The 12,181-nt window shown below is 73.9% G+C and carries 9 protein-coding genes; 6 read left to right on the top strand and 3 right to left on the bottom strand.

Going from position 1 to position 12,181, the window contains the following annotated elements:
* Positions 1–20: 20 nt before the first annotated feature.
* Positions 21–932 (bottom strand): LysR family transcriptional regulator, encoded by a 912-nt coding sequence (locus tag BMW88_RS39350; RefSeq protein WP_425434734.1) that lies wholly within the window; start codon positions 930–932, stop codon positions 21–23.
* A 76-nt stretch (positions 933–1,008) separates the two neighbouring features.
* On the opposite strand from BMW88_RS39350, the gene BMW88_RS39345 reads away from it, so the two are divergent.
* The 4 genes from BMW88_RS39345 to BMW88_RS39330 all read left to right on the top strand — a co-directional run bounded on the left by BMW88_RS39345 (position 1,009) and on the right by BMW88_RS39330 (position 5,482).
* Positions 1,009–2,238 carry an aspartate aminotransferase family protein gene (locus tag BMW88_RS39345; protein ID WP_089961878.1) on the top strand — a complete coding sequence of 410 codons (1,230 nt, stop codon included), beginning with the start codon at positions 1,009–1,011 and terminating at the stop codon, positions 2,236–2,238.
* Positions 2,239–2,307: 69 nt separating this feature from the next.
* Positions 2,308–3,336: a sensor histidine kinase gene (locus BMW88_RS39340; protein ID WP_089961876.1), complete on the top strand. Its 1,029-nt coding sequence runs from the start codon at positions 2,308–2,310 to the stop codon at positions 3,334–3,336.
* A complete protein-coding gene (locus BMW88_RS39335) occupies positions 3,333–3,959 on the top strand; it encodes a response regulator (protein ID WP_089961873.1) in 627 nt (208 codons plus the stop codon). Before BMW88_RS39340 ends, BMW88_RS39335 begins: the two co-directional genes overlap by 4 nt.
* A 410-nt stretch (positions 3,960–4,369) precedes the next feature.
* Positions 4,370–5,482: a glycosyltransferase 87 family protein gene (locus BMW88_RS39330; RefSeq protein ID WP_177221655.1), complete on the top strand. Its 1,113-nt coding sequence runs from the start codon at positions 4,370–4,372 to the stop codon at positions 5,480–5,482.
* On the opposite strand, the gene BMW88_RS39325 is transcribed toward BMW88_RS39330, so the two are convergent.
* Positions 5,463–6,641, bottom strand: a complete 1,179-nt coding sequence (locus tag BMW88_RS39325; protein ID WP_089961866.1) for a S8/S53 family peptidase — start codon at positions 6,639–6,641, stop codon at positions 5,463–5,465. The genes BMW88_RS39330 and BMW88_RS39325 overlap by 20 nt on opposite strands.
* Before the next feature lie 93 nt (positions 6,642–6,734).
* Between BMW88_RS39325 and BMW88_RS39320 the strand changes: the two genes are divergently transcribed.
* Positions 6,735–9,263, top strand: a complete 2,529-nt coding sequence (locus BMW88_RS39320) for a CHAT domain-containing protein (protein ID WP_143116488.1) — start codon at positions 6,735–6,737, stop codon at positions 9,261–9,263.
* A gap of 178 nt (positions 9,264–9,441) precedes the next feature.
* Here the strand turns inward: BMW88_RS39320 and BMW88_RS39315 are convergent, their stop codons facing one another.
* The gene (locus BMW88_RS39315) at positions 9,442–9,981 is read right to left on the bottom strand and encodes an SMI1/KNR4 family protein (RefSeq protein WP_218148392.1); all 540 of its coding nucleotides are present in this window, start codon (positions 9,979–9,981) and stop codon (positions 9,442–9,444) included.
* Positions 9,982–10,143: 162 nt separating this feature from the next.
* Between BMW88_RS39315 and BMW88_RS39310 the strand changes: the two genes are divergently transcribed.
* The gene (locus tag BMW88_RS39310; RefSeq protein ID WP_089961857.1) at positions 10,144–12,165 is read left to right on the top strand and encodes an ATP-binding protein; all 2,022 of its coding nucleotides are present in this window, start codon (positions 10,144–10,146) and stop codon (positions 12,163–12,165) included.
* Positions 12,166–12,181 lie beyond the last annotated feature (16 nt).

The raw sequence follows: 12,181 nt of genomic DNA, 5'->3' as shown, positions 1-12,181 counted from the left end.
GTGCCGAGGGTAGGCGTGTGTCAGAGCACGTCCAGATGCTGGAACGCGGGCGGGGACGCCGCCGTGCGGGCGTGGTCCTTGGCGGCGTCCAGCAGGGCGTCGAGCACGACGGTGATCGCGGCGCGTGAACCGCGGCGCACGGCGGCGGTGATCCTCCTGGTCACCGGCAGCTCCCTGGTGACGACGTCGAACCGCCGGTCGACGGCCAGGGCGGGCAGCACCGCGACCGCCAGGCCCGCCTCGACGTGCCGCAGGGTCAGCATGTAGTTGGCGAACCGGCCGACCACGCGCGGCTCGAACCCCGCCTGCCGGCACAGCCGCGTCGCGAGGTTCGCCATGTAGGAGCCGGGGACGTCGAACGCCCACGGCTCGTCCCCGCAGGCCGCCAGGTCGCCCTTGGGCTGGCCGGGTGGCGTCACCAGCACGATCGGGTCCTGCCCGAGGGGCACGACGTCGATGTCGGGCGGCACCGGCAGCTCGACGAAGTCCGTGGTCGTGATGATCACGTCCACCTCGCCGGCCAGCAGCGCGGGCATGCTGGCGTGCGGTTCCAGCTCGACGACCTCCACGTGCAGGTGCGGGTGGCCGAGCCCCTGGATCGCGGGCACCGCCAGCGTGTGCACCGAGCTCTGGAACGCGCCCAGCCGGACGAGGCCCGACGGCTCCTGGCTCAGGCCGCGCAGCTCGGCCTCGACGGCGTCCATCTGGTCGAGGATCGAGCGCGCCCGCCGCGCGAGGATCAGCCCGGCCGACGTGAGCCGCACCCGCCGCCCTGTGCGTTCGAGGAGCTGCGTGCGCGTCTCGGTCTCGAGCACGGCGAGCTGCTGCGACACGCTCGAAGGACTCAGGTTCGCGGCCTGCGCCACGGCCCGCACGGTGCCCAGCGCGTCGAGCTGGCTGAGCAGGCGCAGGCGCCACGGGTTGAGCGTCACGCTGTTCATCATTCCCGAACAGCGAGCGTGGGATTGTGAGATGGACCTGATGCTCACCCGCTCGTAGCTTTCCCGCATGGACACCTTCTGGGACGACGTCGACCGCCACCTGGTCCGCTACGGCGGCACGTTCACGCGCGAGATCATCGACAGCGCCTCCGGGAGCTTCCTGTTCACCGAGGACGGGCGCCGGATCCTGGACTTCACGTCGGGCCAGATGAGCGCGATCCTCGGCCACTCGCACCCGCGCGTCGTCGAGACCGTCCGGCGGCAGATCGCGAACCTCGACCACCTGTTCAGCGGCATGCTCAGCCGCCCGGTGGTCGACCTGGCCCGCCGGCTCGCCGGGACGCTGCCCGCGTCGCTGTCCAAGGTGCAGCTGCTGACCACGGGCGCCGAGTCCAACGAGGCCGCGCTGCGCATGGCCAAGCTCGTGACCGGCAAGCACGAGGTCGTCTCGTTCGCCCGCTCGTGGCACGGCATGACCGCCGCCGCGGCCGCCGCGACCTACAGCGCGGGCCGCAGGGGCTACGGCCCGGCCATCCCCGGCAACTTCGCGATCCCGGCGCCGTCCGGTGACTGGCAGACCCAGCTCGACCTCGCGTTCGAGCTCGTCGACGCGCAGTCGGTCGGGTCGCTGGCGGCGTGCATCGTCGAGCCGGTCCTCAGCTCCGGCGGGATCCTCGAACCGCCGGCGGGCTACTTCGCCGCTCTGGCGCGGAAGTGCCGTGAACGCGGCATGCTGCTCGTCCTGGACGAGGCGCAGACCGGCCTGTGCCGCACCGGCACGTGGTACGCGTTCGAGCGCGACGGCGTGGTGCCGGACATCCTCACGTTGTCGAAGACCCTGGGCGCCGGCCTGCCGCTGGCGGCCGTGATCACCTCGGCGGAGATCGAGGAGGAGGCGCACGCCCGCGGCTACCTGTTCTTCACCACGCACGTGTCGGACCCGCTCGTCGCCGCCGTCGGCAACACCGTGCTGGACGTGCTGACCGAGGAACGCCTGGACGAGCGCGCCGCCGAGCTCGGGGGGTTCCTGCGCGCCGGGCTGGACGGCATCGCGTCGCGGCACCCGCTCGTGACCGACGTCCGCGGCCGCGGGCTGCTGGTGGGGCTGGAGATCGCGGACGAGGCGCTGAGCGCGCCGATCACCCAGCGGTGCCTCGCCTCCGGGCTGCACATGAACATCGTGCAGGTGCCCGGGATGGGCGGGGTGTTCCGGATCGCGCCGCCGCTGACCGCGACGGAGGAGGAACTGGCGCTGGGGCTGGAGATCCTGGACGAGGCGATCGGGTCCGCCGGCTGACCTTTCGGCCAGCCGCCTCGGCCGGAGGAGCGAGGCGGATCCCCCGCCGGGGCTCGTACGATCGCCGCCGTGGGGGAGACGCGCAACGCACCGCAGGTCCGGAGGCTGGTAGTCGCGACGGTGGTGGCCTGTGCCGTGATCTTCCTGAAGACCGGCGCGCTCATCGGCTTCCAGCGGGCGTTGCTGATGGACGGTCCCGGCGTGCGCGGCAACGTCTGGCTCGACAACCCGGTGGCCGTCATCATCGAGATCGCCGGGGGGATGGTGCTGGCGTTCCTGCTCGTGTGGAAGGCGCCGGTGCTCGTCGCGGCACTGTCCGTTGCGGCGTTGCTGGTCGTCGGCGAGCACGCGGCATGGGTCCGTCACCACGCCTTCCTGTACCGCGCGGACGCGGTCCAGCTGCTGCTGATCCTGAGCGGCATCACGGTCGTGGCCGGAGTGCTGCTGCGCATGCGGGAACGGTCGCGGGCGCTGCTCGCGGCGGCGGCGGCGGAGCGGGTGCGGCGCGACGAACGGCTGGACATGGCCCGCGAGCTGCACGACGTCGTGGCCCACCACGTCACGGGCATGCTGGTGCAGGCGCAGGCCGCGCTCGTGGTGGCGGAGCAGGACAAGGACCAGGCCTGCTCCATGCTGCCCGGCATCGTCGACGGCGGCACGGACGCGCTGGGGGCGATGCGGGCCATGGTCCGGACGTTGCGCGACAACGGGGCCGCCACCGCCACCGGCGACCTCACCGCCGATCTGCACCGGCTCGTGGAGAAGTCGGGCCTGCCGGTGCGGGCGACCATCGAGCTGACCGGGGACGTGCGGCAGGAGCTGGGGCGGTCGGTGCTGCGCCTGGTGCAGGAGGCGCTGACCAACGTGCGCAAGCACGCCCACGACGTGAGGAGCGTCGAGGTCGACGTGCGGCTGACGGCTTCCGCGGTGCTGCTGTCCGTCGCGGACGACGGCACCTCGCGTCCCGCGGACTCCGGCGGGTTCGGGCTCGTGGGCATGCGGGAGCGGGTGCACGAGCTGGGCGGCCGGTTCTTCGCGGGTGCGACGGGCGACGGCTGGCTCGTCACGGCCGAGCTGCCGAGGGAGGTGCGCGCGTGATCTCCGTGCTCATCGCCGAGGACCAGGACATGGTGCGCGCCGGCTTCCGGCTGATCCTGGAGGCGCAGCCGGACGTCACCGTGGTCGCCGACGTCGCCGACGGGCTCAGCGCGGTCGAGCGCGCCCGCGAGCTGCGCCCGCAGGTGTGCCTGGTCGACGTGCGGATGCCGGGGCTCGACGGCCTGGAGGTCACCCGGCAGCTCGCACCGCACACGCGGGTCGTGGTGGTGACGACGTTCGACAGCGACGAGGTGCTGGACGAGGCGCTGGACCTCGGCGCCTGCGGGTTCCTCACGAAGGACGCGAGCCCGGGCCTGCTGGTCGAGGCGGTCAGGTCGGCGGCCCGCGGCGACGTCCTGGTGTCGCCCCAGGTGGTCCTGCGGGTCCTGCGGCGCTCGGTGCCGCCGGTCGCCCGCGCCGACGCCGACGTGCTGACCGCGCGCGAGTTGGACGTCGTGCGGCTCGTGTCGCGGGGGCTGAGCAACGGCGAGATCGCCGCGGCGGTGGGGGTCTCGGTGTCGTCGGTCAAGGCCTACCTCGCGTCGGTGCAGGCCAAAGTGGGAGCGCGCAACCGCGTCGAGATCGTGGCGTGGGCGTTCCGCGCGCACGTGGTGGCCGACTGACCATGGCCGCCCGGCCACCTGCGGCCGTCCGGCCGTCCCCACGGCCATGATCTTCGGACCCTCGGGCCGATCCGGCGGCACCCCGTCCGGCAGGAGGCTCGTCCACATCGGATTTCGGTGTGGACGAAGGGTTCTGACCTGTGCTGGACGAGGTGTGGTGGGCGTTCGCGACGGTGCCGGGGGTGCTGCCGGACCCGCTCGTCGCGGGTGGCGTGGTGGCCGGTGCCGTCCCGCTGGGCGCGGGTGCGTGGTACACGGCCCGGAAGTGGCGGCGGGGGCCGGCCCCGTCCGGGCCGGCGGTTCTGCCACCGCAACGGTTCTTCTCCGCGCGACTCCGTGGAACTGTTGCGCGCCTTGCTGTTCATGCCACAGGGTCCCTCGCGGTGGCGGCCGCTCGCACAGCGGGTGTGGTGACGCTCCGGCGGATCTGGGCGCTCGTCGCGGCCGCCCTGGTCCTGTGGGTCCTCGTGCGCAGCTTCGGTTCCGGTGTGCTGGACCTGCGGGTCTACCTCGCGGGCGGCGAGGCGTGGTGGTCCGGCGCCGACCTCTACACCGCGGCCTTCACCGCCCCCAAGGGGCTCCCGTTCACCTACCCGCCGTTCGCCGCAGTCCTGTTCAGCGCGCTGACCGCGGTGCCGGTGCCGCTCGCCGCCGTGCTCTTCACCGCGGCCGGCATCGGGCTCTTCACGGCCGCCTGCCACCTGGCGGCGCCGGACCCGCGGGCGGCACCTGGTCTGGCGGCGGTGTGCCTGCTGCTCGAACCCCTGCGCGGAGGCCTGGACCTCGGGCAGGTCAACATGGTGCTGATCGGGCTGGTCGCGGCCGACTGCCTGCTGCCGCGCACGCCGTGGCCGCGGGGGACGCTCGTCGGGATCGCCGCCGCGATCAAGCTGACCCCGGCGGTGTTCGTGCTGTTCTTCCTGTGCCGCGGGCGGTGGCGGCCCGCACTGACCGCCGTGGCGTCGTTCACGGCGTGCGGCCTGGCCGGCTGGGCCCTCGCTCCCGGCCAGTCGCGGCAGTTCTGGTTCGACGCGGTGCTCGACCCGCACCGCGTCGGCGGCCTCGCCTACAGCGCCAACCAGTCGTTGCGCGGCCTGCTGTTCCGGCTCGGCGCGCCCGACTCCGCGTGGCTCGTCTCGGCACTGCTCGTTCTGGCGGTGACGGCTTTCCTGGCCGTGCGCCTGCGCGACGACCTCACGGCTCTCGTCGCGGTCGCCGCGGCGGGGCTGCTGATCTCGCCGGTGTCGTGGTCGCACCACTGGGTGTGGATCGCGCCCGCCCTGGTGCTCCTGCGGGGCCGGGTGCGGGTCGCGGCGGCCGCGGTGTTCGCCGTCGGCCCGCACTGGCTGCTGCCGACGGCGGGCGACCGCGAGCTGGCGTGGACCTGGTGGCAGCACCTGGCCGGCAACGGCTACGTGTGGCTGGGCCTCGCGTTCCTCGGCTGGTGCCTGGTCCGGGTGGCCGGGCCGGGCCGCTTCGCGAGCGTCTCGCGGCCGGGGGTCGTCACGCGAGCTGCCAGGTGAAGTCCGCCACCGTGCCCGCGGCGCGCAGGTCGGCGAGCGCTTCGGAGGCCGTCCGCCCGCCGGCCGCCATCCTGGCCGCGACCCGGCCGCCGACGACCGCCGCGGCGCAGGACGTGCCACGCCACCGCGCGTACCCCTCGGGGTAGTCGCCTTCCAGGAACTCCTCGTGCAGCTTGACGTCGCACGCCTTGAGGTAGGTGCTGACGAAGACGTCCGGGTCCTTGTCGTCGATCGTGCAGCTCACCCACGGCAGGTCGGGGCTGTAGAGCTCCCCGGCCACGCCGACCGCGACGACCCCCGGCAGTGCGGCGGGCCACGTCGCCGAGTTCCTGGTGATCTGGACGTCCGGTGACATGCCGGCCACTTCGCCGTGGTTGCCCGCCGCGGCGACGACCATGATGTGCCGGCTGAGCCGTTCGATCGCCCTGCGCAGGATCAGCGGCGCCTGACCGTCGTGCGTGCGGCAGCCGCTCGCCAGGACGAGAACGCTGACGCGGTCCTCGTCGGCGAGGAACTCGGCGAGCTTCTTGACGACGTTCCAGGCGGTGGCCTTGCCCCTGGCGTCCAGCGCGTGCCGTGCGACGAGCGTGGCGCCCGGAGCCTGCCTCAGCACGAGGCCGGCGGCGAACACGCCGTGCCCCTCCTCGACGGTGAACTGCTTCCCGTCGTCCGGCTCGGTGAACTTCTCGTGGTCCGGTGTGCGGACGTCGTGGCCCTCGAGGTGCGGATGGGCGTAGATCTTGGTGTCGAGCAGTCCGACGCGCACCCCGCGGCCCGCGTCACCGGTGAACAGCGAGGCGTCCTGTGCGACGCGTTGCGGGTCCCAGTAGCCCATGCTCTGGGTCTGCGGGTAGGCGCCGAACTGGCTCCCCATGTTGCGGTTCTTGCCCAGGAACGGGGTCCAGCCGCCACACCGCCCCGCGAACCGGGCGCGCAGCTCGCCCAGCACCGGGCCGACGTCGGCGACCGGCGTCCCCTTCATGTCGTTGTGAGCGAGCGTCAGCAGCGCGAGGTCGAACGCGGGAACGGGGTCGGTCTTGACGACGGTGATCTGGAGCTGGGCCAGCGCCTGCTCCACGACGTCGATCTGCGTGCTGTCCACGACGAGACTGCCGTGCTCGGCAGTGGTGGGGCAGTAGAGCTCGTCGTCTGTGGTCATGTCAGCCTCCGGGTCGGGTCTCCAGTGGACCGATGCCGCGGCGCCCGGCGTTGATACTTGGCGCGGACGTCGTCGCCGTGCACATTGGTCATCATGGTCGCGGGATCGGTGTTACAGGCGGCGCGGGACGCGATGCGGCTCGCCGACGTCGACCCGGCCAGGGCGATCCCGGCCGCCGCGGTCGTGGCACGGCACGCCCGCTCCGGCGGCGACGCGCCCGCCGAGGCACTCGCCGAGCAGGCGTGGGGGCACGCGCTGGCCCAGTGCGGCCAGGTCGACGAGGCCGTCGCACACCTGCGCCGCGCGGTCCGCCTGGGCGTCGGCGAGGCGGCGGCCGAGAGCCGGATGAAGCTCGCCTTCGCGTTGGTGCACCGGGGCCGCGCGGCGGCGGCCCTGCGCGAGGTGGACCTGGCGGTCGGTGTTCTCGGCGCCCGCGCGCGGGCCCAGCGCGCCGTGATCCTCTACCACCTGGGCCGGCGCGACGAGGCGCTCGCCGACTACCGGTCCGCCGAACGGGCGCTGCGCCGCGGCACCGACCGGCTCGCGTTGCAGCGGGTCCTGATGAACCGGGGCGTCCTGCAGGCCGAGCGCCACAACTTCGCCACGGCGACCAGGGACCTGCTGGAGGCCGACCGCCTCGCTCGTGAGCTGGGGCGCGACCTCGTGGTCGGCATCATCGCCGAGAACCTGGGCTTCGTGGAGAGCCAGCGCGGTGACGTCCCGGCCGCGCTGGCGCACCTGGACCGGGCGGAGGAGATCATCGGGCGGCACGGCGGCCAGCTCGCGCCCGTGCTGCGGGACCGCGCGGAGCTGCTGCTGTCCGTCGGCCTGGTCGGCGAGGCCTTCGAGCACGCCTCGAAGGCCGTGGCGGCCTTCCGCCGCGACGGCCGCAGGCTCTCGGTCGCCGAGGCCAGGCTCCTGCTGGCCGACATCGCGCTGCACGCCGAGGACTGGGCCGCCGCCGGACGGCACGCCCGCGCCGCGCTCGCCCAGTTCGGCAGGCAGGACCGGCAGCACCACGCCGCGCTGGCGAAGGCCGTGGTGCTGCGTGCCGCGGTGAACGCGGGAAGGCCCTGCCGCCTCACCGACCCCGACCTCGACGCCATGGTCACGGCGTTGCGGGGCCGCCCGTCCGCCCTCGTGCAGGCGCACCTGGACCTGGCGCGCCTCGCCGTGCGGCGCAGGCAGACCGCCCGCGCCGGCGCGCACCTGGCCGCCGCCGGCCGTGCCCGGTCGAGCGGCCCGGCCACGCTGCGGGCCCGCGGCTGGTACGCGGAAGCGCTGCTGCTCGAACGCGCCGACCCGCGCCGCGCGGCCGCCGCGGCCAGACGAGGCCTGCGGATCCTCGACGAGCACCACGCCGCCCTGGGCGCGGGCGATCTCCGCGCGCACTCGGCCAGGCACCGCGCCGACCTGGCGTCGCTGGGCCTGCGCACGGCCCTGACCGGCGGCAGACCCGCCGACGTCTTCGAGTGGGCGGAGCGCGGCCGGGCGAGCCGGCTGCGGCACCACGAGGTCCGCCCGCCCGACGACCCCGAGCTCGCCGCGCTGCTGCCGCAGCTGCGTTCGACCGTCGCCGAGCTCGACCGGGCCAGGCTCGCGAACCTGCCCGCCGCGAAGCTCGAGCACCGCCAGGTCGAGCTGGAGCGGCGGATCAGGAACCGCAGCCGCCTGCTCCGCGGCTCCGCCGGCGGGGTGCTCGACCCCGTCCGGGCGTCCGAACTGGACCTCGGCGACCGCGTGCTGGTCCAGTTCATCGAGCTCGACGGCGCGTTGCTGGCGCTGACCCTCACCGACGGCCGGCTGGACCTGCGGCCGGTGGCCCCGGTCCGCGAGGTGGCGGACCTGCTGGCGCGCGTACCGTTCGCGTTGCGGCACCTGGCGAAGCGGCCCCGCCCGGAGATCGGCGCCCTGCTGCGCACCACGGCGGGCGAACTGGACGAGCTGCTCCTGCCGCGCTGCGACCGGCCGCTGGTAGTCGTGCCGACCGGCGTGCTGCACGACGTCCCGTGGTCCACCTTGCCCTCGTGCCGCGGGAAACCGGTCGTGGTCTCACCGTCGGCGACGCTGTGGCACGCCGCCGCCACCCGCCCGCCACGGGAGAGGACCTTCGCCGTGGCCAGCGGCCCCGGCCTGCCCGGCGCGGAGGAGGAGGCGCAGGCCGTGGCCGACCTCCACCGCGTGCCGAACCCCCGTGACGCCACCGTGGACGACGTCCTGAAAGCGCTCGCCACGGCCACCACCGTGCACCTCGCGGCCCACGGCCGGCTCAACCCGGACAACCCGCTGTTCTCCGCGCTGTCCCTGCACGACGGCCCACTGGTGGTCTACGACGTGCAACGCCTCGACCAGGTGCCGGAGACCGTGGTCATGGCGGCCTGCGACGTCGGCCGCTCGGTCGTCGTGTCCGGCAACGAGCTCCTCGGGCTCGCCGCGACGTTCCTCGACCGCGGCGCCTCGCAGCTGATCGCGTCCGTCGTGCCGGTCCCGGACGCCGCGACCAAGGACCTGATGATCGCCGTGCACCGCCGGTTGCGTTCAGGGCTGCCGGCGGCGCGGGCGCTCGCCGAGGCGCAGGAGGAGCTGGACCAGCCGAACGGGTTCGTGTGCGTCGGCGCCTGACCAGCGATGCTGCACGGGCGAGCCACACGTCCGGGTGACATTTCGATGCCGGGGGAGGGGGCGCGGTCGTCGCCGGCACAACTGCGAGCGCGCAAGGATGACGACACGCTCAACGCCATCGCCGAAGTCGCCGCCTACTTCCCCCGCGTCTGACGCACGACGGCATCCGCGCTGCCGCTCAACGGCACCAGGACTCGACCTCCTCGGCGAAGCCAGGGAACTCGGCCCGTGCCGCCGCCAGCACCTCGGCGGGCGTGCGCGGCTCGCCGGCGTACTTCTCGGCGACCGCGCGCAGCTCTCCGTGCGGCACGCCGCTGTCCGACCCGAACTCCACGGCCTCCTGCGGCCCGACGCCACCCGCGAGCAGCCACAGGAACTCGGCCAGGTTCGTCGCGACGACGCCGACCGCGCCCTCCGACCCGAAGAAGACCACCGGCTGCGCGGTCAACGGTCCCGGTCGCACCAGCCACAACGCCGCCAGCCCACCCGTGCCGTCCTGGCCGAACACCCGGAACTCGGCGCCGTCGAGCTCCTCGTTGCCCGTCCAGGCCCTGATCCACTCCGCCGTCTCCCCGGCGCACTGGAACTCGTCGTAGGGCTCGTAGTCGATGCTGGTCGGCGTCGCCTCGTCGGCCTGCTCGTCGTGGTGCCAGGGGAACTCGATGCCGCTCAACGCGGCCAGGGCGGCGGGGAAGGCGCGGTCGTCGGTGATCTCCACGAGCGCACGGTACAGACCGGTGTCCTGCGCGCGTCACGGCCGGGCAGGCCTGTGGGCGGGCATCGTGACGAAATGACCCGGCTGACACCCGTGTGATGGCTGAACAGCAGGCCTCCAAGCTTTAGCGTGGTCAGGCGGGGAGGCGGACCAGTGCGGAATGTGATGTCGGGCAGAGCGGGACGGGTGGTGCAGGCGTCGTCGATCGGCGTCGTGCACCTGCACAACGACGAGCCGACGCCGGTGCCGTTCCAGCTACCGCCCGCGCCGCGGTGCTTCGTCAGCAGGCGCGACGAGCTGGCGGCGATGGAGGGCTGGCCGCTGCTGGTGATCAGCGGGCCGGGCGGGGTGGGCAAGACCTCGCTCGCGTTGCGGTGGCTGCACGACCGGCGCGACCGGTTCCCCGGCGGGCAGCTCTACGTCGATCTGGGCGCGCACGCGCCGGACGGGCCGGTCGCCCCGGAAGACGTGCTGGAGTGGTTCCTGCACGCGTTCGGGTTGAAGGACGTCCCGGCGTCGTTGGCGGCGCGGCAAGCGATGTTCCGGTCCGTCACGGCCGGGCTCGCCTTCGCGGTACTGCTCGACAACGCCGTGTCGTCCGCCCAGGTCCGGCCGCTGCTGCCCGCGTCGGGCACCGTAGTGGTGACGAGCCGGTGGCGGCTGAGCCCGCTGGGCACCGACGGAGCGCGGTTCGTCGAGGTGGAGCCGCTGGGGCTGGTGGACTCCGTGAGGCTGCTCGAGAACATCGTCCAGGACGACCGGATGGGGGCGGAACCGGACGCGGCGGGGGAGCTCGCCCGGTTGTGCGGCGGGCTGCCGGTCGCGTTGGCGGTGGTGGGCGCCCGGTTGTCGGCGCGACCGCGCCGGTCGCTGGGGCGTGAGCTGAGCGAGCTGCGCGCCGAACGCCTGCCGGAGCTGGACGCGGACGCGTCGGTCGCGAGCGTGCTCGACCTGTCCTATGTGGACCTTCCGGACCCGCAGGCGCGGCTGTACCGGTTGTGCGCCTGGCTGCCCGGCACCAGCTTCGGCGTGGAGGCCGCCGCCGCCGTGGCGGGTGAGCCGGTGGACGAGGTGGGCGGGGCCCTGGAGGACCTCGTCGAGAAGAACCTGCTGAGCGAGCTGGCCGACGACCGCTTCCGCTACCACGACATGCTGCGGACGCACGCGCGGAGCAAAGCGGACGCCACCCGCGAAGAGGGACTGAGGCGGGCGATCGAGTGGTACGTCGCCGCCGCCGTGTCCGCGGATCTGGCCGCGAAGCCGGGTCATCAACGCGTCGGGCCCCGCTATCAGGACACCGGTCCAATGGCCGGAGAGCCGTTGGAGTGGCTGGAGCTCGAACGGCCGAACCTCATCGCGGCGGTGCACTCCGCGCACGGGCACGGCTGGCCGGAACTGGTCTGGCAGCTGTGCGAGCCGTTGTGGGCGTTGTTCCTGCACCGCCACTACTACTCGGACTGGATCGAGACGCACGTTCTCGCGATCAACGCGGCTCACGAGTGCGGTGAGCCCCTGGCCGCGGCCAGGCTGGGCAACCGGCTCGCGATGGCGTACGTCAACCTGCACCGCTACGACGAGGCCGTCGCGGTGCTGGACGCCGTCCTGGCGGCCGGGCTGGACGATCCGGTGAGCGAGACGACCGCGCTGTCGATGCTCGGCCGGGTGCACCTCGGCCGCGGTGAGCCGGAAGCCGCGCTCCGCTGCTACCGGCAGGTGCTGGAGGTGCGGGTCCAACGCGGACGTGAGCGCGGTGCCGGGATGGCCCGCCGGCGCATCGGCGAGGCGCTGATCGAGCTGGGCCGGTGCGCCGAGGCGATCGGGGAGCTGGAACGGGCGGAGGCCCAGCTCGCGGACCCGGTCGAGCGGGCGAGGGTCAGGACCTTCCTCGCCCGCGCGTGCGCCGGGGCGGGCCGGCTCGACCGCGCCAGGTCGTTGCTCGACTCGGCGATCCGCGATCTGCGCACCTCACCGTTCCACCGCGCGGACGCCTTCGTCGTGCTGGCCGGGATCGCGGAGGACGACGAGGAGGCCCGCGACCACTACCGGTCCGCGCTGGCGTGTTACCGCGACCCCGCCGATCCGTCGGCCGTCCGCATCAGGCGGTTGCTGGACCGGCACGAGCACAGCGCCGCAGCCGACGTGATCCCGGAGCAGACGACCGGCGAACACCACCGCGACCCCGGCTGACGGCGCTGGCGGGCAC

It is taken from the genome of Lentzea xinjiangensis (assembly GCF_900110955.1).
In the GTDB taxonomy this organism is placed as follows: domain Bacteria; phylum Actinomycetota; class Actinomycetes; order Mycobacteriales; family Pseudonocardiaceae; genus Lentzea; species Lentzea xinjiangensis.
Note: the sequence above shows the minus strand (reverse complement) of the source record. Positions and strands in the feature narration are given on the sequence as shown.

Coding starts and splice junctions, on each gene's coding strand:
- BMW88_RS39345 (WP_089961878.1), top strand. CDS start 1,009: ATGGACACCTTCTGGGACGACGTCGACCGCCACCTGGTCCGCTACGGC.
- BMW88_RS39325 (WP_089961866.1), bottom strand. CDS start 6,641: ATGACCACAGACGACGAGCTCTACTGCCCCACCACTGCCGAGCACGGC.
- BMW88_RS39320 (WP_143116488.1), top strand. CDS start 6,735: ATGGTCGCGGGATCGGTGTTACAGGCGGCGCGGGACGCGATGCGGCTC.
- BMW88_RS39310 (WP_089961857.1), top strand. CDS start 10,144: ATGTCGGGCAGAGCGGGACGGGTGGTGCAGGCGTCGTCGATCGGCGTC.